Raw genomic sequence first — 24,642 nt, forward strand, 5'->3', positions numbered from 1 at the left:
AAGGGTGGCGCAATCTGATCACCGTGGAAAGCGCGACCGCGCGTCAGTCATCCAGAATGCGCTTTAACCGGTCCTGTTCTTCCTGCGTCAGGTCCGCCTCGGCCTTGCTTGGCGCACGCGAGCGGCCCCGCAAATACACCAGCCCCATGGTCCCGCCCAACAGCAACATGAGTGGCCCCGCGGCCCAAAGCAGCCAATTGGCCCCGGTGGTCGTCGGCTTTAGCAGAACGAATTCACCATATCGGTCGACCACGAATTCGATAACTTCGTCGTTGCTATCCCCGGCCACCAGCCGTTCGCGCACCAACAACCGCAGATCACGGGCAAGATCGGCGTTACTGTCGTCAATGCTTTCATTGCGGCAGACCAGACAGCGCAGCCCCTTGGACAGATCCCGCGCGCGTTCCTCAAGCGCGGGATCGGCCAGAACCTCGTCGGGCTGCACAGCCGCAGAAGGGATAGGCAGGGACAGTAAAAGGGCCGCCAATACAGCCAGGATCAGGCGTTTCATTCGGCGGGCACCCCGTTTTGGGCGGTCTTGCGCGCCCCGGCAGCGACACGGAACCGGCGGTCAGACAGGCTGAACACCCCGCCCAGTGCCATGATGATACAGCCGCCCCAAATCCAGTTGGCAAAAGGTTTGACATAGGTCCGCATGGCATAGCCGCCATCGGCTTGCGAATCCCCGATCACGACGTAAACGTCGCGCAGGAACCGATAATCGATCGCCGCCTCGGTCGTCGGCATACGCGACACCGGATACTGGCGTTTTTCCGGGTTCAGAACCGCCTGCTCGCTCCCGTTCCGGGCCAGTGTCACCCAGCCCATCGTCGAGAGATAATTTGGCCCCTCGACCTGTTCGACCTTATCCAGAGTTAGCGAAAAACTCCCAACCTCCCAGGTCTCACCAATCTGAACCACGCCGATATCCTCAAGCTCCCAAGCCATCAGCCCTGAAATCGCAAACATGGTGATACCCAGGCCGGAGTGCGCCAACGCTTTGCCCCAGTCGGCCCGTGGCAAGCGCAGCATCCGGCCAAACCGGTTCCCGCTGCGTCCGGTACGCGACCACAGATCGAAGATGGCACCGAACACCACCCACGACCCCAACAACAGGCCAATCGGGCCCAGAGCCGTCTTTTCGGTTTGCATCGCCCAGACCAAAGCCGCCAAAGCCACGGCCAACCCCAGCGCATAACGCAGCGACCAGATCACCTTACCCAGCTTGCCGCGTTTCCATGGCAGCATGGCCCCGATGGGCAAGATTGCGCCCAGAACCACCATAAACGGAGTGAACGCCGCATTGAAATACGGTGCCCCAACCGACAGCTTTCGGTCAAAGAACATCTCGGCCAGGATGGGCCACATTGTACCAAAGAACACCACGAATGCCGCGACAGCCAACAGGATGTTGTTGGCCAACAACGCGCTTTCCCGGCTGACCATACTGAACACACCGCGTGCTTCCATTGTGTTGGCGCGGGCGGCAAACAGCGTCAGCGCGCCCCCCGTAAACACAGCGAGGATGATCAGGATGAACACTCCCCGTTCGGGGTCGTTGGCAAAGGCATGGACCGACGTCAAAAGCCCCGAGCGTACGATAAACGTGCCAATCAGCGAAAACCCGAAGGCGAGGATGGCCAGAAGAATGGTCCAGCTTTTCAGTGCTTCGCGTTTTTCAACCACGATAGAAGAATGCAGCAATGCCGCCGCCAACAGCCATGGCATGAACGATGCGTTTTCGACCGGATCCCAGAACCAGAATCCTCCCCAGCCAAGTTCGTAATACGCCCACCACGACCCCAGCGCGATGCCGATGGTCAGAAAAATCCAGGCAGCCAGAGTCCAGGGCCGCACCCAACGGCCCCATGCCGCATCAACGCGGCCTTCGATCAGGGCGGCCACCGCAAAGGAAAATGCCATGCTCAACCCGACATAGCCGAGGTACAGAAACGGTGGATGAAAAGCGAGGCCCGGATCCTGCAGCAACGGGTTCAACCCCTGCCCGTCAAACGGCGGTGTCGCCAGTCGGTCGAACGGGTTGGACGTGAACAGAACGAAGGCAAAGAACGCCACGGCAATGGCCGATTGAACGGATAGAACCCGCGCCCGCAAGGTGGGTGGCAAGGCACTACCGAACCAGGCCGCCATAGCGCCGAACAGGGTTACAATCAGCACCCACAGCAACATCGACCCTTCGTGGTTTCCCCAGACACCGCTGATCTTGTACAACATCGGCTTCAGCGAATGGCTGTTTGATGTCACGATCCGCAGCGAGAAATCGGAATTGACAAAAGCCCACGTCAGCGTGGCGAAGGCAAAGGCCGTCAGAAAAAACTGCAACCCCGCCGCCGGTTCAGCCAGGGCCATCCATCCAGGCCAGCGTTTATGGGCACCAATCAGGGGCACCACCGTCTGAACGATGGCAACCATGAAGGCAAGGACGAGGGCGAAGTGGCCGAGTTCTGTAATCATGCCCGGAGGTATAGTCCGGCAGGCAAGCAGGGCCAATGCTTTTCGAACACCGCCCCCGTTCACATTGTCGCGGAGCTCAGGCCCTCAGCGCGCGCCAGTCAACCAGCGCCCGGTTCGCTTCAGGCTCAAGAACCGCAAGCGTCACCTGTGCATCCTCTCCTGCCTTGGCCGCCCCCGGACTATCGGCCCGCATCTCTTGCAATCGGGTGATATTGCTCATCACTTGCGGTACCCGCACCATGGTTTCGGCGATATCACGCTGAAATTGCTGATTTTTCACCTGATGACGCGCCCCGAAATAGAACGATACGATCACCCCCAACAGCCACCACAACGGCTCAGGCACCAACGCGATTCCCTGCATCCGTCCGGCAAACCACAGCGGGTTGACCATTGCTGCGCCGAACAGGCCCAGCGTTCCCAAGGCCAGCGCCGGGCGCGGCAGGCGATTGACCCCGTCCATGATGCGGTCAAACCCGCCTCGCTGTTGCAGGCCGTATTCCGCCGCGAACTGCGCCATGGTTGCCGTCTGCATGATCTGCGCCCGCTCGGCCCCGGCTTCGGCGTTCTCTCGAAACACTTCCGCCGTTTCACGGATCACGTTGCGACCGCCGCCGAACACCAGGCCGAAAAGCTCTGACATTATCCCCACGCCGCAATCCTCCGCTCAAACTGTTGCGGGCTCAGATGATACCGGGGCGACAGAAACGCCTCGGCCCGGTGAATCCAACCGCCCTTGCCGCCGGCCCGCGTGCGGACATATTTCCGGCTCGCAGGGCGTTTGTCGGCCAGTCGAAAGTAATAATTTCGCCGCGCCACCCCATAGGCATCCCTGAGCGACAAAGGATCAGGCGCAGCGGAATCTCGCGCCGCCTCAAGGCTCTGCGGCCCGATCACCCCGTCCACCACGACAGAATAGCCCATTTCGCGCAGCATGCGCTGCAGGATCTTCACGGCATTCGCGCCAGCATTAACGTACATGTCGAACAGCGATGGCTGCAAAGCTTCGGGCATTTCGGCGATCCTAGGGCGATCGTAATAATGCCGGACGAAGATATCGGTGGCCTGATCTCGGCTTAGTGCGCGCACATCCCGCACATCCACTACCCCGTCCCGCGTCAAGTCCAGTCCCAGACGACGCATGGTATGAATCGTCACGCCATAGTTCGTCGCCCCGCCCGGATCGTCCGGATCATTCACAAACCCGCCTTCGCGGGCCACGATGTCTTGTGCAATCTGCCGTACTGTCTGCATGCCAGACCTCCCGTTCCAGATCACAGAACAGTCCGGCATACAGGTTAAACCAGCGCAAAAGCAAAGGGCGCTGCAGGACCAACCCACGCAACGCCCCCGTTTCTTCTCTTGTCAATTACTCCCGCCGGAGGCCGCGCGCCAAAGGCGTGCGTCAGCTGTCGCCGGGTTCCTGGTACACGCCCTGTTCTTTCAGCGCGTCAACGACCTCTTTCGGCATATAGCTTTCATCATGTTTGGCAAGAATTTCAGAGGCTTCGAAGACTCCGTTCACATAGCGACCGGTGCCAATCATCCCTTGATTTTCACCAAACAGATCCGGCAGAACCCCGGTAAATTGCACCGGAATGCTCGCGCCGCCATCCGTCACCGCGAAGGTCACAGTTTCACCCTGCCCGCGGACCAGTGTACCTTCCTCAACCAAACCGCCCAACCGAAAGACTTCGGTCGGTTCGGGCGGTTCTTCGGCGATTTGGCTGGGCGCGCGGAAAAAATTGATTCCATCGCGCATGGCATACCCGATCAACGCAGTCGACACTGCAAGCGCAACGACGGCCACAAGGATAACCTGGATCCGGCGCTGTTTCTTAAGACCTTTCATGGCGTCCTCACGGAAATAGCGGGGCCATCATCAGCCCCTCGGTTTCGGACTCACCTAACATCAGATTGGCATTCTGCAAGGCCTGCCCGCTGGACCCTTTGGTTAGGTTGTCCAGCGCGGCGATGATGACGGCGCGCCCCTCGATCCGGTCGGCAGCCACACCGATATGGCAAAAGTTCGACCCGCGCACGTGATGCGTGCTGGGGGCTTCGCCAAATGGCAGCACCTCGATAAACGGTTCACCTGCATAGGCCGCGACCAGCGTGTCAAATACGACCTGTGGGTCACCCTGCACATAGACTGTCGCCAAAATACCCCGGTTCGCCGGGATCAGATGCGGTGTGAACTGCACCTTGACGGGACGTCCGGCCAGTTTGCTGAACTCCTGATCGAATTCCCCCAGATGCCGGTGCGTGCCACCAACCGCATAGGCATTATAGCCTTCGCTCAACTCGGCATGCAGCAGGTTTTCCTTCAGCGACCGTCCTGCCCCGGACACTGCGCATTTCAAATCGAGGATGATGTTATCCAGATCAATCACACCCTCCGATATCAGCGGACGCAAAGCAAATTGGCCTGTCGCCGCGTTGCACCCGGTGCCAGCGACCAGCCGGGCGGCCCGGATCTCATCACGATAAAACTCGGTCAGGCCATAGACTGCTTCGGCCTGAACATCGGTCGCCGAATGCGGGTTGCCGTACCAGTTTTCGTACTCGGCAGGATCGCGCAGCCGGAAATCTGCCGACAGATCAACGATCTTCAGATCAGATGGCAAGCCCGAGATCACTTCCTGACTTGTCTTATGCGGCAGCGCACAGAAACACAGATCAATGCCCGAGAAATCAATCTCGTCGATCTTGCACAGGATTGGCAGGTCCATGTGACGCAGATGTGGAAAGACCTGCGCCATGCTTTGACCGGCCTTACGATCCGCCGACAAGGCCTTGATTTCGATATTCGGATGCTGGGCGATCAACCGGACCAGTTCGGCGCCCGTGTATCCGCTTGCTCCCAAGATTGCGACTTTGTGAGTCATCTCAACGTACTTTCATCTTCAGAAGGTCAATATACAGGATCCCGGCGCGCGGCTTTGACCTTGGTCAAGCGGCACCTGAGGATCCACTGGCCCTGTCAGGCCGCAGTGAAACAGATTTCTCGTCGGAGAAACTGTGTTGCCCGGTCGCTGACCCGGCGCGGGTCGCCCGTGGTTAGGAAACCACCGTCACCCTCACCCAACATGTCAGGATGTCGGGTCAGATAGTCGGCTAGGCTCGCGGCTACAAGACTGCCCTGACTGTACACTTTCACGTCCGCGCCCAGCGCGTCCTGAAACTGTTTTTCCATCAACGGGTAATGCGTGCATCCTAAAATCGCGGCCTCGGGCTCTGGCATCTTGCGCCGCAGCGCATCCACATGTGACCGCACCATCGCCTCGGCCAGGATCATATCGCCATCTTCGATGGCATCCACCACGCCGCCACACGCTTGCGCTTCGACGTCCACACCGATGGCGCGAAACGCAAGTTCGCGCTGAAACGCCCGGCTGGCCACCGTTGCTGGCGTGGCAAACAGCGCAACATGTTTCACTTCGACTTCTCGCGGAGGAGAATTGTCGCCCCATTGCCGCTCGGTCATGGCTTCGATCAATGGGACGAACACGCCCAGCACCCGCTTGCCCGGCGGAACGCCAGCTTCCTGGATCCGCCTCAACGCTGCAGCGCTGGCTGTGTTGCAGGCCAAAATGACAAGGTTACAGCCCCGGTCCCACAGGGCTTCAACGGCCGCCTTGGTCAGAGCATAAATATCGTCGGCATCCCGCACCCCATAAGGCGCATGGGCACTATCGGCGTAATAGAGAAACTCGACATCCGGAAGGCGCTCGCGCGCGGCATCAAGAACGGTCAGACCGCCCAGGCCAGAATCAAAAATACCAACTGCCATGATTTGTCAGGCGCGATGCTTTTCCTCGAACTCAAAACCGTAGTCATAAGACTTCAACGGCGTCGGAGACAGCTCATACGTGGCTTTGCGCAGGAAATCCATCATCGCTTTGGAGTCTTTGGCCATCGGGTCCAGAATGTCGCGCCCGATCGGGTCGCCGACCACAGCACGTACAGGGGTATCGACACGTTTCTTGAATTCTTTGATCAACAGCCCCATCCGCAAGGTGCAATGCAGATGACTTGCGATCTGGAACAGACGCGACGTGTGCCCGTCAAAGAACAAGGGCACCACCGTGGCATTCGATTTGCCAACCATACGGGCCGTAAATCCACGCCACCCCGGGTCCATCGGGTGTGAGAACATCTTGGCCGAGGTGCTGACCGTTCCGCCCGGAAAGATCCCGATCGCTCCGCCGTTATCCAGATAGGTTAACGCTTGTTTACGGGTCTCAACGTTCTGGCGCACCGCCGCTTTGGTTTCATCGAACGAAATCGGCAGAATGATCCGGTTCAGATCTTCTGCCTTGCGGAATACCTGATTGGCCAGAATGCGGAAATCGCCACGTATCGTCGACAGGATGTGTCCCATCATCAGACCGTCCAGAATGCCATAAGGATGGTTTGCGATCAGGATCAGAGGCCCATCTTTTGGGATATTGTCTAGCGATCCGGCGATCACATCCAGCGTCAGCCCATACCGATCCACCATCACCGACCAGAAATCGCGACCCGCAGCCACTTCTTTCTCGTAACCGTCCGCGCGTTTGATCAGACGCAAACGCCCCGTGGTGTTTTCCATAAGACGGATCAGCGCCCGACCGCTTTTGCTGCTGGCCGAGTAGGCATACGAAATATCGCGGGCAATGTGGCTGCGCGACGGCATCTGACACTCCAAAGGTTCAATCACCCGCTAGATAGGGACAATTTCAGAGCTTGCATAGCCCGTGTGACAATCCCGTGAAAGGTCTACTCGGCGGCCTGTGACAGTGACGCCCCCTTGTCCCGCAGTGCGGCCAAAAGTTCTTCCCGGCGCTTTGCCGCCTTGGCTTCATTGGCCGCTTTCACTGGTCCAAACCCCCGGATTTCCAACGGTAGTCGCGCCAGCGCGAGGGCAGCGTCGCGGGTTTGATCGGTGACCTCGCTCAGAACAGTTTTCATGTCCTGTTCATATTGCTTGATCAGAGCACGCTCCATTTTGCGTTCTTCCGAATACCCGAATATGTCCAGCGGCGTGCCACGCAGCCCTTTCATGGTTTTCAACAGTTTCAGAGGTGTGGTCATCCACTCTCCAAATTCCCGCTTTTTCGGACGCCCGTCCGAGCCTTTGCCGCCAAGGATTGGCGGAGCCAGGTGATAGGTCATCCTGAACTCACCATCGAATTCAGCCGCCACCTTTTCACGGCTGGTCAGCAACAGTCGCGCGACCTCATATTCGTCCTTATAGGACAATAACTTATGGTATCCTTCGGCCACGGCTTCTTTCATGGCAGTGTCTTCGATCACGTCGACCATCTTACGATATCGCTTGGCCAAGCGACGCCCCTGATACGCAGTCAACTGATCGGCACGGAAGGAAATCCGGTCGTCCAGGGTTTTAGGCAAGGACACGACTTTGGGCTTTAGCAGGCGCGCTGCATCTTCCGGATATAGAACAGCCCAACGTCCGATTTCGAAGGCACGCAAATTGCGTTCGACCGCAGCTCCGTTCAACTCGATAGCCTGCTTGATCGCGTCATAGCTCAGCGGCAGCAAACCGCGCTGCCAAGCCCCGCCAAACACCATCATGTTGGAAAAGATCGAATCGCCCAGTGTCACGCGCGCCAGTTCTGATGCATCAAACAGGGACAGCCCTTCTTTCAGCCGCGCCTCAAGCGCCAGTGACAGACGGTCCGTCGGAATCGTGAATTCAGTATCGCGCGTGAAATCGCCGGTGATGATCTCGTGGCTGTTGACCACTCCACCAGTCTTTCCCGACCGCGTCAGTCCCAGAGTTTTGGCCCCTGCGCTCACCACCAGATCGCCGCCAATCAACGCATCGCATTCGCCTGTTGCCACGCGGATCGCGCTGATATCTTCGGGCGAGTCTGCAAGGCGACAATGGATATGCACCGCGCCGCCCTTTTGGGCCAGCCCCGCCATCTCCATCATGCCCGCGCCTTTTCCGTCGATCTGAGCGGCCTGCGCCATCACCGCACCGATGGTCACGACGCCTGTACCACCGACCCCTGTGACAACCACATTCCATGTGCCGTCAATCGTCGGCAAATCCGGTGTGGGCAAATCCGGCAGATCCAGCTCAGCCGTCGCTTCCTTGCGTATCTTGGCTCCTTCGACAGTCACAAAAGACGGGCAGAACCCTTTGACGCATGAAAAGTCCTTGTTGCACGACGACTGATCAATGGCCCGCTTGCGGCCCAGCTCCGTTTCCTTCGGCACAATCGACACACAGTTCGACTGCGCTCCGCAATCACCGCAGCCTTCACAAATGTCCGAGTTGATGAACACCCGCTTGTCCGGATCCGGGAACGTCCCGCGCTTACGGCGGCGGCGTTTTTCAGCAGCACAGGTCTGGATGTAGATGATCGCGGAAACTCCCGGAACCTCGCGCAATTCTTTCTGAACAAGATCCAGATCGGCGCGCTCAGCCCATCGAATACCCTTGGGGAACCCGTCTCGCGAAATCTCTTCCTTCTCGTCATACACAACGGCCAGGTTTTCGACCCCCATTGCGTCCAGCTCGCGCGCGATGCGATCCGCCGACAGTCCACCTTCATTGCCCTGTCCGCCGGTCATGGCAACCGCATCGTTGAACAAAATCTTGTAGGTCATATTGGTGCCAGCCGCCAAAGCCGCCCGGATCGCCTGAACGCCCGAATGGTTATAGGTGCCGTCTCCGAGGTTCTGGAACACATGCGGCGTGTTCGAAAACGGAGCTTCGCCAATCCAGTTGGCCCCTTCTCCGCCCATATGGGTATACCCAAGCGTGTCCCGGTCCATCCATTGCGCCATGAAGTGGCACCCGATCCCGGCATAGGCGCGGCTGCCATCGGGCACCTTAGTGCCCGTGTTGTGCGGACAGCCCGAGCAGAAGTACGGCAGGCGGGATGCAATTTCTTCGGCATTGTCATTGCGCCGCGCGTCGTTCAAAGCAGACAGCCCCGCCCGAATACCATCGGTTTCGCGACCTTCTTCGATCAGGATATTGCCCAATTTTTCGGCAATCATGATCGGATCCAGCGCCCAGCGCGTCGGGAACAATTCTTCCTGATGAACGGTGCCAGCACCGCCTTTGTACCAGCCATAAACCCGGCGGCCCCGCCGGTCGTCAAAGATGGCTTCCTTGATCTGCACTTCGATCAGCTTGCGCTTTTCTTCAACCACAACGATCAGGTCCAGCCCTTCGGCCCAGTCGTTGAAACCCTTCATGTCCAGCGGAAAGGTCTGCCCGACTTTGTAGGTGCTGATCCCCAGCCGCTCGGCCTCGGATTCATCAATGTTCAGCAGGCGCAGTGCGTGCTCCATGTCCAGCCAGTTCTTGCCCGCAGCCACAAGACCGATCTTGGCCCCCGGCTTGCCCCACACCCGACTGTCCATCTTGTTGGCATGCGAAAACGCTTCGGCGGCAAAGCGTTTGTGATCGATAAGACGTGCTTCCTGTTCGACCCGGTCATCGACCAGTCGAATGTTCAGCCCACCCTGCGGCATGTCAAACTGCGGAGCGACCAAAGTCATCCGATTGGGATCGCCATCGACGACCGAGGTCACCTCGATCGTGTCCTTCATCGTCTTCAGCCCGACCCAAAGCCCGGAAAACCGCGACAAAGCAAATGCATACACACCGTAGTCCAGAATTTCCTGCACACCCGCCGGGCTGACAATCGGCATATAGGCGTCCATCAGCGCCCATTCCGACTGATGCAAAACGGTCGAGCTTTCGCCGGTATGATCATCCCCCATCGCCATAACCACGCCACCCAGCGCGCTGGTGCCTGCCATATTGGCATGGCGAATCGCGTCGCCCGACCGATCAACCCCCGGCCCCTTGCCGTACCACAACCCAAAGACGCCGTCGTATTTGCCTTCGCCGCGCAGCTCGGCCTGTTGCGCGCCCCACAAGGCCGTCGCTGCGAGGTCTTCGTTCAGCCCGTACTGAAACACGACATCGCTTTCGGCCAGTTGTTTGGCAGCGCGGTTCATCTGCATGTCGACAGCACCCAACGGCGATCCGCGATATCCCGTCACAAGACCGGCTGTATTGTGCCCGGCCTGCTTGTCCCGCTCTTTTTGCATCAACATCAGACGCACAAGCGCCTGCGTGCCATTTAACAGAACCGGGCTTTTGGACAGATCTAAACGGTCATTCAGAGAAATCTTTTGCTGACTCATCGAACGCCTCCCAACGTTTGACTAGTGTGCATTACCTAAAGCAAATATAGGTCAGATATATTGACCTGTATACCTGTTTTTTGCGCTTTCCGCAAGGAAAGGCTAAAACATCCTCCAAAGCGCTGGGTTTTTGCCTTAGTGACGGCACATCTAAAACAAGAGACCAGCCATGGATTGGGACAAACTCAGAATTTTCCACGCGGTCGCGGATGCAGGCAGCCTTACCCATGCGGGAGACCGGCTGAATCTGTCGCAGTCCGCGGTCAGTCGCCAGATCCGCGCGCTTGAGGAATCGCTGAACAGCACGCTGTTTCACCGCCACGCCCGCGGCCTGATCCTGACCGAACAGGGCGAATTGCTGTTCGATGCTACGTCGTCCATGTCAAAAAGGCTCGACGCGGCCTCGGCCCGGATCCGTGATAGCGAAGAAGAGGTGTTTGGTGAGCTGAAGGTTACCACGACGTTCGGCTTCGGCACTCTTTGGCTGGCGCCGCGCCTTCCCAAACTTTATGAAAAATACCCCAACCTGAACATCGACCTGATGCTGGAAGAGCGCGTGCTGGACCTTCCCATGCGTGAAGCGGACATCGCCATCCGCATGAAAGAACCAAGCCAGGCCGACCTGATCCGCAAGCGTCTGATGACGGTTCAGATGCAACTATATGCATCACGAGAATACCTTGACCGCCTCGGCACGCCGCAGGAAATCGCGGATATCTCGGACCATCGTCTGATCTGCCAAAGCCCCAGTTCGGCGCAAGTCGGGGCCGGTGCTATGCTTGTGCAGCATCTGATGGCCCACAATCCGCAGTCGCTTCTGACCATCAACAACTATTTTGGGGTCCTTCAAGGCGTCCTGAACAACCTTGGAATCGGGGTTCTGCCCGATTACATCACCGAAGATTTCCCCCATCTGGTCCATGTGCTTCCCGAAACCGAGTCGGCCGAGGTCCCAGTGTTTCTTGCCTATCCGGAAGAATTGCGACACTCGCAAAGGATTTTTGCGTTCCGTGATTTCGTACAGGATGAGATTATTGCACATCGCAAGCACCTGAGAGAACTTGGAAAAATCTAAGCTATGCAAAAAGCGCATAACGGGAATGCTGCAGATGCGACATTTCGGTTCTTGATCGAACACAAAGTGACGCCTAAATGATCAATTGAAGGCGATGGCGCTTAGCAGTGCATCATCTTCATACCTCCCTGTTGGACTACGGCCGAGCTTAGGCTCGGCCTTTTTTTTTGCCTGCGCACTCCGACAACACGGCTCACGAAGTGCTTTTGAGTACAGACTGTACGCTTTGGGGTACCTTTCGTACTCAATTTACCAAGGCAATACCCTCAATTTGGCAGTGCAAAACCGTCATTCGATGATAACTTGAGCCCAAATTTGCAAAAAATATGGGATGACGGACAGAATAATGATGGCCCTATTAGTAAGACTTCTGGCGGTGTTTGGACTTTGCACTGCCCTGCTGAGCGCGCCCGCAATGGCGCAAGTTCCGATTTCCACCTCATCTGGAACCTCCGAAACGATGCCAGAGCTTCCGGATCCACTGACACCTGACGCCATCAACGCCATGGTCGCTCAGATGTCGGATGATCAGGTGCGCACGTTGTTGCTGGATCGGCTGGACGCTGTTGCCCAACAACAGGCCCAAGCGGCTGCGGCAGAACCCAGCGGGTTCGTAAAACTGCAGACCATCGGAACGAAGTTGGTTGCCTCCTGGGTGGATGCTTTCAAAAAACTACCGATGGTCTTTGTAAGCGAAGCCAAAGCCATCTCCAATTTTGCATCACAGTTCGGCGGGCCGGGCCTGTTGTCACTGTTCGGCTTTACCTTCCTTGCTTTGGCACTTGGGTTTGCCGCAGAACGAGGCGCAACCTATCTTACCCGCCAATGGCAAAAAGAACCGACCGGCGGGCATGACGACCTGTGGGGCGCTGCTCGTTTTCTGTTCTGGCGCTTCTGCCGCGAACTCCTTGGGTTGGTGGTCTTCTATATTGTCTTGATCACGATCGGGCGCCGTCTGCTTGATGTCGATCAACTGGCTTATGCTGGCCCGTTCGTTTTCTACCTGATCTGGGTTCCGCGTCTTGGCGCCGCCCTGTCCCGTTTCGTGCTTGCCCCGAACCGCGAAGACCTGCGTCTGGTCAATGTCAACGATAAATGGGCCAAGTATCTCTATCGCAACCTGATCGGCCTGTTTCTGTTGATTGGCTTCACCCTTTTCATTGTGAAGTTCAACGCACTCAGTGGTGTGTCGATGAGCGAAAGTCGCATCGGGTTCTGGCTGAACACGTCTATCCATATCTATATCGCCATCATCGCCTGGACCGCCCGCGAAGGACTGAGCGACATGATGCGTGGCACTGATCCGGATCGGACAGACTTTGATGAATGGATCGCCCGCGGGTATCCCTATTTCGCCGTCGGCGTGGCGGTCGTGGTGTGGTTCATCGTCGAAATCATCTCGGCAGTCCGCGATCCGCAGGTGTTGAGACTGTTGGGGGCAGGTGCCCACTTCACCACCATGTTCTGGCTGCTGATGGCCCCGGCCATCGACACTCTGATCCGGGGTCTGGTGCGTCACTTGCAGCCTCCTATCATCGGAGAAGGCCTTGTCGCCGAGGCTGCCTACAGATCGACCAAGCGCAGCTATATCAATATCGGGCGCGTGTTTGCCATTGGTATCGTCGTCATCCTGATCGCCAATGCCTGGAACTTCGACCTGCGCAATCTGGCGGCCGCTGGTGTCGGTGATCGCTTTGCCAGCAATGTAATCGAGTTCATCTGGCTCGCGGCAATCGGCTTTATCGTGTACGAGGTGATCGGCCTTTACATGAACCGCCGTCTGGCCCGGGAACAGACCTCGATCACGCAGTCCGATGATCAAGCTGCGGGCGAAGGTGGCGGTGCCGGAGGGTCGCGCCTTGCCACCGTCCTGCCATTGCTCCGGATCACAGCTCAGACCGCAGTCGTGGTCATCTTCGGCCTTCTGGCGATTGGTTCACTGGGGGTTGATATCACTCCGCTTCTGGCGGGCGCCGGTATTCTTGGTCTGGCGATTGGTTTCGGTGCGCAGAAGCTGGTGACTGACGTTGTGTCAGGCATCTTCTTTCTGGTCGATGATGCGTTCCGAGTGGGCGAATATGTCGAAGTGGACGGCGGCACCGCTGGCTCGGTCGAAAAAATCTCGATCCGCTCGATGCAACTGCGTCACCATCGCGGCCCGGTCCACACAATTCCCTATGGCGAGATTCCGAAACTCACCAATTACAGCCGCGACTGGGTGATCATGAAGCTGAAATTCACCGTGCCCTTCGATACTGACCCGAACAAGATCAAGAAGATCTTCAAAAAGATCGGTGCCGAGATGCAGTCGGATCCGTTGTACAAGGATGACTTTCTTGAACCGTTCAAAAGCCAAGGTGTTTTCGATTTCGACGATGTGGGCATGGTGATCCGCGGCAAGTTCATGGCAAAACCCGGCACCCAGTTCACGATCCGCAAAGAGATCTACAACCGTGTGAAATCTGAGTTCAATGCAGCCGGAATCGATTTTGCCCGCCGTGAGGTGCGCGTCGCAATGCCGGACATGGATGACGAACACCCGAACGATGCGGAAAAAGCGGCCCTCGCCGCAGCAGCGGCAGGTGCGGTGCAAGCCGAGATCCAGAAAAACCAGGAAAGCTGACGCCTGTCCTCCGGACCAGATTGAGCGACACCGTGACGCCAACGCTTGCAAACCTCTTCCCCCCGGCCCGCGCCATCGTGCGGGCCGGGGAAAACTTGCGCAGTTTGGCGTATCTGCTGACCACAATGATTGGCCTGACCCTGTGTCCGGCCCCCGGTCACTCACAAGCCCACACGAATATCGAAGATCAAGTCGAAGACCTGCGCCGCGTGAACGAAGACAGCGTCATCGGCTTCCGCAGAGGGTCTTTCGTATTGGCCCCGATCCCGTTTTCCAGCCCAATGATCGGGTCCGGCTTGGCCCTGGGTGGCGCATACCTGTTCAAAACCACGCCCGAGGCCAACACCTCGATGATCGGGGTTGGCGGATTGCGATCCGACAATGGAAGCCAGGCCTATGGGTTAATGTTCAACCTTGCTCTGGATGACAATCGTTGGCTGCTCAACAGCTTCATTGGCGAAGCCGACATTCACTATGATCTGTTTTTACCGGGAACCACCTCGAAAATTCCGATCCGACAGGATGGTGTACTGGGACGGATCAGCCTTGCCTATGGGGTAAGCTCTGACCTGTCGTTCGGAGGGCAGGTCCAGTATCTCAATACCAGCGTTAAACCCGAATTCGCCAACCTCCCCCCCTTGCCCCCTGCCCTGCAACCCGACCTCGGCCTTGAACTGCTGAAGCTGGGCTTTATCGCCAACTGGGACACACGCGATAACAGCGATTATCCAACATCGGGCTTCCATCTCGGATTCGAAGCCAATCAGGGCACGGTCCTTGGCGGATCCCGCGACTATTACACCTCAAGCGTTCTGTTCGACTACTACCGGTCCTTTGGTCCCAACAGCGTGCTCGCCGCCCGCACCGCCCTCTGCGCCACAGCCAACAGCACACCGTTCTTCGAAAAATGCTCGCTGGGCAGTACGGACAGCTTTCGCGGCTTCAACATGACCCAGTTTCTCGACACGCGATCAGTTTCGCTCCAACTAGAATTCCGCCAACGTTTGACTGATCGCTTCGGAGTCGTCGCCTTTGCCGGAACAGGTTTTGTGGGTCCGACAGTCGATCAGCTGACAACCGGTGGCGCACATAGCGCCGGCGGCCTGGGCCTGCGCTATCGCGTCTCAAAGAAATTTCCGGTCGACTTTTCGGTCGACTATGCACGCAATGATCTGGGCGACGGCCTTCTCTATATCTATGTCGGGCAACGTTTCTGACCCCGCGACTCCCCCAAAACCCGCTGCGAATCGACCTGGATTTCCCGGATATTTCGTCACACCCCGCGTTTGACGCAACATAATTTCCAAATTTCGCCACTCAGAGACAGAAATTTATGCCAATTCGCAGTTGACGACCCTTGCCACCAGCCATAATGTCCCCGCCAAGCATTAAGGAGCAGGTGACCATGATCACACTAGTCGTAATCGTAGGAACCACGCGCATGGGCCGGTAACGGTAAACCATATTTCGACCCATGCGCCTCCGAAGTTTCGGGGGCTTTTTTTATGCTGAAACGAACAGCGATGTCGCGGATGGAGCAATGCAGATGACACGTGAAATGACCGGAGCAAAAATGGTGGTTCAGGCCCTGAAGGATCAGGGTGTGGACACGGTATTCGGCTATCCCGGCGGCGCTGTCCTGCCGATTTATGATGAGATTTTCCTGCAAAACGACATTCGTCACATCCTGGTCCGTCACGAACAGGGCGCGGTTCATGCCGCCGAAGGTTATGCGCGGTCAACCGGCAAGCCCGGTGTGTGCCTTGTGACTTCGGGCCCCGGTGCCACGAATGCCGTAACCGGATTGACCGACGCACTGATGGATTCGATCCCGATCGTGGTTCTGACCGGACAGGTGCCGACCTTCATGATCGGCTCTGACGCATTTCAGGAAGCCGACACAGTTGGCATCACCCGGCCCTGCACCAAGCACAACTGGCTGGTGAAAGAAACCGACGCGCTGGCCGATACGATCCACGAAGCGTTTCATGTCGCGACAGCGGGCCGCCCGGGCCCTGTTCTGGTCGACATCCCCAAGGACGTGCAATTCGCCAATGGCACCTATACGCCGCCAAAACCGTCGACGTCGCATTACCAACCCATGGTCAAAGGCGATATGGAGGAGATTACCGAGCTGGTCGCGGCCATCGAAAATGCCAAGAAACCGGTTTTCTATACCGGCGGCGGCGTGATCAATTCCGGCCCTGCAGCCAGCCAGCTGTTGCGCGAGCTGGTGGAGGCCACCGGGTTCCCGATCACCTCGACCCTTATGGGGCTTGGTGCCTATCCGGCATCGGGCAAACACTGGCTTGGTATGCTGGGAATGCACGGTCTGTATGAGGCCAATCTGGCCATGCATGATTGTGATCTTATGATCTGCATCGGCGCACGGTTCGATGACCGCATCACGGGACGCATCGATGCATTCAGCCCGAACTCGATCAAAGCGCACATCGACATTGATCCCAGCTCGATCAACAAGGTGATCAAGGCTGACATTCCGATTGTCGGCGATGTGGGCCATGTTCTGGAAGACATCCTTAAGGTCTGGAAGTCACGCGGTCGCAAGACTGAAACCGAAGCTGTTGCAAGCTGGCGCCGTCAGGTCGACGACTGGCGCAAGGTGAATTGTCTGGCTTATGCCAACAGCGAGACGACCATCAAGCCGCAATATGCGCTGCAACGCCTTGAAGAACTGACCAAAAAGCACGACCGATACATCTGTACCGAAGTTGGCCAACATCAGATGTGGGCCGCCCAGTTCCTGAACTTTGAAGACCCCAACCGCTGGATGACCTCGGGCGGCCTTGGGACTATGGGCTATGGCTTCCCGGCATCAATCGGCGTTCAGCTGGCGCATCCCGACAGCCTTGTGATCAACGTGGCTGGCGAAGCCTCCTGGCTGATGAACATGCAGGAACTCGGCACCGCCGTGCAATTCCGCCTGCCCGTCAAGCAGTTCATCCTGAACAACGAACGCCTTGGCATGGTCCGCCAGTGGCAGGAGTTGCTGCATGGTGAACGCTATTCGCAAAGCTGGTCCGAAGCGTTGCCTGATTTCGTCAAGCTGGCCGAAGCTTTTGGGGCTAAGGGGATATATTGCGACAACCCGGCTGATCTGGACGATGCGATCATGGAAATGATCAACTATGACGGGCCGGTTCTGTTCGACTGTCTTGTCGAAAAGCATGAAAACTGCTTCCCGATGATCCCGTCCGGCAAAGCCCATAACGAAATGCTTCTGGGCGAAGCCGATACCCAAGGTGTAATCGATTCCAAAGGCTCGGTCCTGGTGTGACCTCAACAGTTTCAACGAAACTGTTGGTCCTGAAATTCAGAGGAAAGTGACAAACATGTCTGCCCTACACATCAAGAAAGGCACGTCCAAGCACTCGGCCTATAATCTGCGGCCCACCTTCTCGGACGTGTCCGAACGCCATACATTGGCTGTTCTGGTCGAAAACGAACCCGGCGTTCTGGCCCGCGTCATCGGCCTGTTTGCCGGACGCGGCTATAACATCGAAAGCCTGACGGTCGCCGAAGTCGATCACACTGGCCACCTCAGCCGAATCACAATCGTCACCAAGGGCACGCCTCAGGTGATCGAACAGATCAAAGCTCAGCTGGGCCGAATCGTCGTCGTTCACGAAGTTCACGATCTGACGGTCGAAGGGCCGTCGGTCGAACGCGAACTGGCGATCATGAAAATTGTGGGTCAGGGCGACAAACGCGTCGAGGCACTGCGTCTTGCGGATATCTTCCGGGCCAATGTCGTCGACAGCACGCTGAACAGCTTTGTGTTTGAAATCACCGGGGCGCCCGAAAAGATCGACGCATTCGCCGATCTCATGCGTCCTTTGGGTCTGGCCGAGATCGCCAGAACCGGCGTCGCCGCCCTGTTGCGCGGCGACTGATCGTTAGGCCTGATGCGCCGTCGCACCGTTTGTTATATGGTGCGACGCCTGCCCGGGCCGCCGGAACGGAACGATTTCGGCAGATTGCCGGGTTTGCGGTCTGATCGCGTCAGGAAGATTTTGTCCGTGTCCCGATTGCGGCAGGGCATTCGCGATTTCCGGAAACAGGCCTTCAGCAACAAGGCGCGGATTGTGCACATGGCGCATCTGCCGGTCCATGGTCATCTCGAACTGGACCCAGTCGCCGGCGTCCAGGGTAACCTGCTCTCCATCATCAGGCTGACGGTAAAACGCAAGATCACCATGGTCTTCACACCAGATTACGGCTTTTTGCTCTTGTGGGTCGCTCCAAAGTACTACGCCAAACATCATCCCGTCCCGTATTCCCAGTTCCTTAAAACTGTGAGCCAATTCACGTCATTCAGACATGGTTAATTAGGCGTCGCACTCTTGCTTTTTGTGTCCGAATCGATAGGGTTCTGATCTCATTTGGCGTCACTGTTGACGCTACATAGCAGCAGCAGTGAATACAAAAGACTGACATCCGGCCTTCGAGGTTCACCCAAGTTGGTCCAATAATATACAAAGAACAGACATGCGTGGCTCCAAAATGTCCAAAACCAACCGATCACCCGCTGAACTGCGCAACATGTTCGGAACAAATCTGCGCACCCTGTCCAGAAAATACCCCTCGGTCTCGGAGTTATCGCGGCAACTTGGCATCAACCGGACACAATTCAACCGCTACCTTTCGGGCGAAAGCTTTCCCCGGCCCGATGTACTTGAACGTATCTGTACCTTCTTCAAGGTCGATGCCAGAATCCTTCTGGACCCGGTAGAAGTACTGTCGCATGGCGGTCAGGTTCTGAACGGACCGTTTCTGGGCGATTTTCTTGGCGTCGGCGTCAAAAATGTCTCCGATCAAATGTTTCCAAGCGGCTTCTACCGTTTCACCCGCCGCAGTTTCATCAATGACACTCAGTTCGTCTCGGGGCTGGTCTTTGTGTTTCGCAAGTCTGGGCAGACCTATGTCCGCGGGTTCGAAGCAAAAGATGCCATGCGCCAGCAAAACCTGCCGGTCGATCCGACATCGCGCGAATTCCGAGGGTATGTGACCCAGCAGGAAGACGGCATTGCCATGCTGATCTCACGCCGAAAGGCGATGACCTGTTCTTTCAACTACCTGTCGCGCGTCGCCTCGTTCGAAAACAATTTCTGGGTCGGTTATGTCACCCGGACAGTCCGCGAAAGCCCGAGCGGTACACGCGCCACCCGCATGGTCTATGAGCATCTCGGCAATGACCGGAGCAAGGTGTTTTCCGCAGCACGCGGTGCCGGTTTCCAAACCGAAGACGACCTGATGCCCTTTCCACGGCGTCTGCTTCAAATCGACGACCCCTTCCGCTAATCCCGGGCCTTGGATGTCGCCTTGAGAAAACTGGTGTCGCCATGAGATAAGACAGGGCGGCGAATGCTCCTTCAGGATCAGCGCAGATCCAAGGAGAACCACGATGCCAATCCCCGACACCGATCTGTCTTTTGTCCGCCGCCCGATTGATCAGGCCAATGGTCTGCCCAATGCCCACTACACCGATCCATCGATATACGAGGAAGAGGCGCAGGCCCTTCTGGCGCGCAACTGGGCCGGGCTGGCCGTCTCGGCGGATGTGGCTGAACCCGGCGATGCGGTTCCGCTCAGCTTTGCTGGCATGCCCCTGCTTCTGGTGCGCGACCGAGAAGGTCAGGTGCGGGTGTTTCAAAACATATGTCGCCATCGCGGTATGATTCTGGTCGAAGAACCCCGCAAGATCGAAGGGGCCATTCGCTGCCCCTATCACAGCTGGTGTTATGGCACCGATGGCCGTCTTGTCAGCACGCCGCATGTGGGCGGACCCGGGCAGAACACCCATGACGGCATCGATCGCAGCCTTTTGGGACTGATCGAAGTGCGCAGCCATATCTGGTTCGGGGTCGTCTGGATCAACATCTCGGGTGACGCTGCCCCGTTTGAAGAGGCGCACGCCGATCTATTGGGTCGCTGGAAAGAGTTTGAAAAACCACTGTATCACGGTGGCGCCGACAGCGCGTTCCATCTGAGCGTCGATTGCAACTGGAAGCTCGCGGTCGAAAACTATTGTGAAAGCTATCACCTGCCGTGGGTCCACCCCGGATTGAACAGCTATTCCCGGTTGGAAGATCACTATCACATTGAAAAACCCGGGGCCTATTCTGGGCAGGGCACCCACGTGTACCGCCAGCTTAAAGGCGATGACGACGCAACATTTCCGGACTTCGAAGGACTCAGCGATAAGTGGGACACCGCTGCGGAATACATCGCGCTCTACCCCAACGTTTTGCTCGGCGTGCACCGCGATCACGCTTTTGCAATTCTGCTGACCCCGGAAGGCCCCGGGAAAACTGTCGAAAAGGTCCATCTGCTGTACCCAACCTCCGATACCGATGCAGAACTGCGCGCCCGCAACACGACGCAATGGCGTGACGTGTTCGAAGAAGACGTGTTTGTCGTCGAAGGCATGCAGCGCGGGCGGGCGGCCCCCGGGTTTGATGGCGGGCGGTTCTCTCCGGTCATGGACGGCCCGACTCACCTGTTTCACGACTGGGTCGCGGGCCAGGTCGAAACCCATCGCGCGATGGCCAAGGCCGCTGAATGAGCGACCTGAACAGCCGCCTGCTTGAAGCGCACGACCGCGGGGATACTGCGGCGCTCGTCACACTGTACATGCAGGCGGCGAACCAGGCCAAAGACCAGAACGCCGCCGGGTTTTTCATGACCCAAGCCTATGTCTTCGCCCTCGACACAAACGATGCGCGCCTGCAGGATCTGCGGAATTGGCTGGTGGCAAACGGGCGCGAAGCCTGAGCGTCAGCCCGGCTGCGCTTCCGCACCGGGAGCGGCCCCTTCAGATTTGATCAGCCGATACACATGCCAACTGGCATGCCCCAACAGCGGCAGAACCACGAGCAGCCCCAGAAAGAACGGCACCATTGCGGCAAACGTCGCAACTGCAATGAAAATCGCCCAGCCCAGCATCGGCAGCGGGTGCTGCAAGACATACTGAAAGCTGGTGATCATCGCGGTCACGAAATCCAGCTCACGATCCAGCAACAAAGGCATCGCCAGCACGGTGATCATGTACAGCAACAAGGCAAACGCTGCGCCAAGCGCGGAGCCGAACAGCAACATGATAACCCCGTTCAGAGACAGGAACACGTCGAACGAGCTTGAGATGTTTGTCATCGTTGCCAGCCCCAGAAACAGGGCAAAGATCATATGTCCGATAAAGAACCAGAACAGAAAGACAACGATGATGATGGCGCAAAGAGACGGCAACTGCCGACGCCCCTGATACCAGACCACGCCAACGATTTCACCAAACTTCAGGGGCTCACCAATATCCAGCCGGTGTGACACCTCATAAAGCCCGGTTGCCGCAAACGGCCCGATCAACGGAAAGCCGATGGCCGCCAGAACCAGCCAAAAGGTCGTACCGGTGCTCAGTGTCAGCCATGTCATTGCCCAACCGGCCAGCACATAAAACCCGGCGAAGACCAGTCCGTAAATCGGCGCCGCCATAAAGTCCTGCCACCCCAACCGCAACGCCTCGCGGATCGTATCCGCAGTGACGGGGCCAAGTTCGGGCACCCCATGTGCTTTATCCATATCCCTCGTTCTCCTCCCTTTTTGCCATCATGACATAGCAGGCCTTTTCTGTGGCCACTCTGTCGCGGCATGATACGCCGCCCCCATTTCCAACAGTGCCCTGTCCCTGCCCCGCCGTCCGAACATCTGGATGCCCATCGGCAATCCCGCCTGTCCGAAACCGGCAGGCGCACTCAGGCACGGCAACCCGATCAGGCTGACTGGCACCACGACTTCCATCCAACGGTGATAGGTATCCATCTGTCGCCCCGCGATCTCGGTTGGCCAGGCAATATCGCGCGAAAACGGCCAGACCTGTGCCGATGGCAGCACCAAGGCGTCATACCGGTCGAACAGGCTGGCCGCCCGCCGGTACCACTCTGAACGGATCACGCTGGCGCGATGCACGTCCATAGCGCTTAGCGCCAGCCCGCGCTCAATCTCCCAGATCGCCGTGTCTTTCAGCTTGTCACGCTGATCCAGCATGTCAGCATAGCCTGCCCCGACTTGCCAGGACCTCAGTGTAATCCAGCTATCCCACAGTCTTTCCGCCGGGAACGGCGGCGCTACGGAGTCGACGATGCATCCCAGATCCTCGAACACTTCCAAAGCCGTTTCGCAGGTCGCCAGAACCCCGTCTTCCATCGGGAACGCGCCGCCCCAATCGCCCAGCCACCCAATCCGCTTCCCGCGTGGGTCAGACACTGCCAAAGGCGACACGGCCCCAATATCCAGATTATGCGGCTGACGTGGATCAGGGCCCCCAATCACATCCAGCAGCAACGCAATGTCCTCGGGGCTGCGCGCCATAGGGCCAAGCGTGGCGAGTTGATGCAGAAACGTATCGCCTTCGGGATCAGTCGGCACCACGCCGAAACTGGGCCGGAAACCATAGACATTGTTCCACCCCGCCGGGTTGCGCAGCGATCCCATCATGTCGGACCCATCCGCCAGCGCGGTCATACCGGTCGCCAATGCCACCGCCGCTCCACCCGACGACCCGCCACAGGTCAACGTCGGCGCATAGGGATTTCCCGTTGCGCCATAGACCGGGTTGAACGTATGCGATCCCAGCCCGAATTCAGGCACGTTGGTCTTGCCAATAATGATCGCCCCCGCCGCACGTAACCGCGCCGCGATCAGGTCGTCCTTCTCGGGGATATGCTGGGCGTATAGGGGTGAACCATGGGTCGACACCACGCCCGCGACCTCGACCAGATCCTTGATCGCGATAGGAAGGCCATGCAGCGGCCCGACTGAATCGCGCGCATCGGCCGCCCGCGCCTCGGCCATCAGAACATCGCGTGGACGTTGTCCGACGATGGCATTCACCGACGGGTTGACCGTATCAATACGGTCCAGCGTCGCTTCCATCAGGTCCGTCGCCCGCACCTGCCCGGACGCAAGTTGCCGCGTCAGGTCGGTGGCGGATCGGTGTGTAAGAGTCATGAACCGTCTTTCCTCAGGCACTTGTGCAAGAGCCTAGGGCCTGCGTTTGCTCAAGAAAACCCACAGATGAAAGACATGTTTGAAATCAAAGAGATCAGCTTTGCCGTCAGAGGCGCCTCAACGCCCCTGTACAGATCAATCTCCCTGCGCGTCGGCGCGGCTTTTGCCCGCCACGTTCATCGCCAAAGTCGCCGCCATAAAACCATCCAGATCCCCGTCCAGAACGCCCTTGGTATCGGCGGTTTCAAAGTTGGTGCGCAGATCCTTGACCATCTGGTACGGCTGCAAGACATACGACCGGATCTGGTTGCCCCAACCCGCATCCCCCTTGGCTTCGTGCAGGGCATTGACCTCGGCGTTGCGACGGTCAAGCTCCAGCTGATACAGCCGCGATTTCAGCGCCTTCATGGCAATGTCGCGGTTCTGATGTTGCGATTTTTCCGAGCTGGTCACCACAATCCCGGTCGGATGGTGGGTGATCCGAACAGCCGAATCCGTCGTGTTCACGTGCTGCCCGCCCGCGCCAGACGACCGGTAGGTATCGATACGGATGTCGGCCGGGTTCACGTCGATCTCGATATTGTCATCGATCACCGGATAGGCCCCGACAGCTGCGAAAGACGTTTCACGCGTGCCTTTGCCAAACGGAGAAATCCGCACCAGCCGGTGCGTGCCGCTTTCGGACTTCAGCCAGCCATAGGCGTTGTGCCCCTTGATCTGATAGGTGGCCGATTTGATCCCCGCTTCGGTCCCGGGCTGCTCTTCCTGCAGTTCGACTTCGAAACCCCGGCTTTCGGCCCAACGGACATACATCCGCGCCAGCATCGACGCCCAGTCGCACGCTTCGGTCCCGCCAGCGCCAGACTTGATCTCAAGGAACGCGTCATTCGCATCTGTTTCGCCGTTCAACAGCGCCTCAAGTTCTTTCTTGGCAGCCACATCTTTCAACGCGGCCAGCGCCTCTTCGGCATCGGCGATGACTTCTTCGTCTTCTTCCATCTCGCCCAGTTCGATCAGTTCGACATTGTCGCTCAGATCCTGCTGGATTCCCGTATAGGTCGCCATCGCATCAACCAGCATCTGCCGGTCGCGCATCAGCTTTTGCGCCTTGGCCGGATCGTTCCAAAGGTCCGGGTCCTCGACCATCGCGTTGAATTCTTCGAGCCGGTGCGCCGCTGTATCGTAATCCATCCGCTGTGCCAGCAGCACGAGCGACTTTTCGATATCGGCCACGATGTTCTGCGTCTCGGCGCGCATGGGGCTT

At 57.9% G+C, this 24,642-nt stretch carries 21 protein-coding genes; 8 read left to right on the forward strand and 13 right to left on the reverse strand.

From position 1 onward, the window contains the following. Positions 1-43 precede the first annotated feature (43 nt). From FOY56_RS01200 to FOY56_RS01240, 9 genes are all read right to left on the reverse strand, one after another. Positions 44-511: a cytochrome c-type biogenesis protein gene (locus tag FOY56_RS01200; protein ID WP_146343965.1), complete on the reverse strand. Its 468-nt coding sequence runs from the start codon at positions 509-511 to the stop codon at positions 44-46. Then, entirely contained in the window at positions 508-2,475 is a 1,968-nt protein-coding gene (locus tag FOY56_RS01205; protein ID WP_146343966.1) for a heme lyase CcmF/NrfE family subunit, read from the reverse strand. Before FOY56_RS01205 ends, FOY56_RS01200 begins: the two co-directional genes overlap by 4 nt. A 76-nt stretch (positions 2,476-2,551) precedes the next feature. Then, positions 2,552-3,127, reverse strand: a complete 576-nt coding sequence (locus FOY56_RS01210; protein ID WP_146343967.1) for a holin family protein — start codon at positions 3,125-3,127, stop codon at positions 2,552-2,554. Continuing rightward, positions 3,118-3,729 (reverse strand): holin-associated N-acetylmuramidase, encoded by a 612-nt coding sequence (locus tag FOY56_RS01215; RefSeq protein ID WP_146343968.1) that lies wholly within the window; start codon positions 3,727-3,729, stop codon positions 3,118-3,120. The genes FOY56_RS01210 and FOY56_RS01215 overlap by 10 nt, the downstream gene beginning before the upstream one ends. A gap of 151 nt (positions 3,730-3,880) precedes the next feature. Next, on the reverse strand, positions 3,881-4,327 hold the full coding sequence (gene ccmE, locus FOY56_RS01220) for a cytochrome c maturation protein CcmE (protein ID WP_146343969.1): 447 nt from the start codon (positions 4,325-4,327) through the stop codon (positions 3,881-3,883). 7 nt (positions 4,328-4,334) lie between these two features. Beyond that, a complete protein-coding gene (gene argC, locus FOY56_RS01225; protein ID WP_146343970.1) occupies positions 4,335-5,363 on the reverse strand; it encodes an N-acetyl-gamma-glutamyl-phosphate reductase in 1,029 nt (342 codons plus the stop codon). 95 nt (positions 5,364-5,458) lie between these two features. Then, the gene (locus FOY56_RS01230) at positions 5,459-6,268 is read right to left on the reverse strand and encodes a glutamate racemase (RefSeq protein ID WP_146343971.1); all 810 of its coding nucleotides are present in this window, start codon (positions 6,266-6,268) and stop codon (positions 5,459-5,461) included. A gap of 6 nt (positions 6,269-6,274) precedes the next feature. Beyond that, positions 6,275-7,153, reverse strand: coding sequence for a lysophospholipid acyltransferase family protein (locus FOY56_RS01235; protein ID WP_146343972.1), 879 nt, complete (start codon positions 7,151-7,153; stop codon positions 6,275-6,277). An 83-nt stretch (positions 7,154-7,236) separates the two neighbouring features. Next, a complete protein-coding gene (locus FOY56_RS01240; RefSeq protein ID WP_146343973.1) occupies positions 7,237-10,656 on the reverse strand; it encodes an indolepyruvate ferredoxin oxidoreductase family protein in 3,420 nt (1,139 codons plus the stop codon). A 169-nt stretch (positions 10,657-10,825) separates the two neighbouring features. Between FOY56_RS01240 and FOY56_RS01245 the strand changes: the two genes are divergently transcribed. From FOY56_RS01245 to ilvN, 5 genes are all read left to right on the forward strand, one after another. Next, positions 10,826-11,731 carry a LysR family transcriptional regulator gene (locus tag FOY56_RS01245; RefSeq protein ID WP_146343974.1) on the forward strand — a complete coding sequence of 302 codons (906 nt, stop codon included), beginning with the start codon at positions 10,826-10,828 and terminating at the stop codon, positions 11,729-11,731. Positions 11,732-12,191: 460 nt separating this feature from the next. Continuing rightward, the gene (locus tag FOY56_RS01250) at positions 12,192-14,354 is read left to right on the forward strand and encodes a mechanosensitive ion channel family protein (RefSeq protein ID WP_246139383.1); all 2,163 of its coding nucleotides are present in this window, start codon (positions 12,192-12,194) and stop codon (positions 14,352-14,354) included. 32 nt (positions 14,355-14,386) lie between these two features. Continuing rightward, the gene (locus tag FOY56_RS01255; RefSeq protein ID WP_222434950.1) at positions 14,387-15,571 is read left to right on the forward strand and encodes a BamA/TamA family outer membrane protein; all 1,185 of its coding nucleotides are present in this window, start codon (positions 14,387-14,389) and stop codon (positions 15,569-15,571) included. Between the two features lie 329 nt (positions 15,572-15,900). Next, on the forward strand, positions 15,901-17,652 hold the full coding sequence (locus tag FOY56_RS01260; protein ID WP_146343977.1) for an acetolactate synthase 3 large subunit: 1,752 nt from the start codon (positions 15,901-15,903) through the stop codon (positions 17,650-17,652). 55 nt (positions 17,653-17,707) lie between these two features. Then, positions 17,708-18,268, forward strand: a complete 561-nt coding sequence (ilvN, locus tag FOY56_RS01265) for an acetolactate synthase small subunit (RefSeq protein WP_146343978.1) — start codon at positions 17,708-17,710, stop codon at positions 18,266-18,268. 3 nt (positions 18,269-18,271) lie between these two features. On the opposite strand, the gene FOY56_RS01270 is transcribed toward ilvN, so the two are convergent. Next, positions 18,272-18,637 carry a hypothetical protein gene (locus FOY56_RS01270; protein ID WP_146343979.1) on the reverse strand — a complete coding sequence of 122 codons (366 nt, stop codon included), beginning with the start codon at positions 18,635-18,637 and terminating at the stop codon, positions 18,272-18,274. A gap of 226 nt (positions 18,638-18,863) precedes the next feature. Between FOY56_RS01270 and FOY56_RS01275 the strand changes: the two genes are divergently transcribed. From FOY56_RS01275 to FOY56_RS01285, 3 genes are all read left to right on the forward strand, one after another. Continuing rightward, on the forward strand, positions 18,864-19,676 hold the full coding sequence (locus tag FOY56_RS01275; RefSeq protein ID WP_246139384.1) for a helix-turn-helix domain-containing protein: 813 nt from the start codon (positions 18,864-18,866) through the stop codon (positions 19,674-19,676). 103 nt (positions 19,677-19,779) lie between these two features. After that, positions 19,780-20,940: an aromatic ring-hydroxylating oxygenase subunit alpha gene (locus FOY56_RS01280; protein WP_146343980.1), complete on the forward strand. Its 1,161-nt coding sequence runs from the start codon at positions 19,780-19,782 to the stop codon at positions 20,938-20,940. Continuing rightward, positions 20,937-21,149 carry a hypothetical protein gene (locus FOY56_RS01285; protein WP_146343981.1) on the forward strand — a complete coding sequence of 71 codons (213 nt, stop codon included), beginning with the start codon at positions 20,937-20,939 and terminating at the stop codon, positions 21,147-21,149. Before FOY56_RS01280 ends, FOY56_RS01285 begins: the two co-directional genes overlap by 4 nt. A gap of 3 nt (positions 21,150-21,152) precedes the next feature. Here the strand turns inward: FOY56_RS01285 and FOY56_RS01290 are convergent, their stop codons facing one another. The 3 genes from FOY56_RS01290 to prfB all read right to left on the reverse strand — a co-directional run bounded on the left by FOY56_RS01290 (position 21,153) and on the right by prfB (position 24,635). Beyond that, positions 21,153-21,950, reverse strand: a complete 798-nt coding sequence (locus FOY56_RS01290; RefSeq protein WP_146343982.1) for a DUF2189 domain-containing protein — start codon at positions 21,948-21,950, stop codon at positions 21,153-21,155. Positions 21,951-21,977: 27 nt separating this feature from the next. Next, complete coding sequence (locus FOY56_RS01295; protein WP_146343983.1) at positions 21,978-23,378, reverse strand: amidase; 1,401 nt, start codon at positions 23,376-23,378, stop codon at positions 21,978-21,980. 135 nt (positions 23,379-23,513) lie between these two features. Continuing rightward, positions 23,514-24,635, reverse strand: a complete 1,122-nt coding sequence (prfB, locus tag FOY56_RS01300; protein ID WP_146343984.1) for a peptide chain release factor 2 — start codon at positions 24,633-24,635, stop codon at positions 23,514-23,516. Between the last annotated feature and the right edge of the window lie 7 nt (positions 24,636-24,642).

Source organism: Falsiphaeobacter marinintestinus (genome assembly GCF_007923355.1).
Classification (GTDB): Bacteria; Pseudomonadota; Alphaproteobacteria; order Rhodobacterales; family Rhodobacteraceae; genus Phaeobacter_A; species Phaeobacter_A marinintestinus.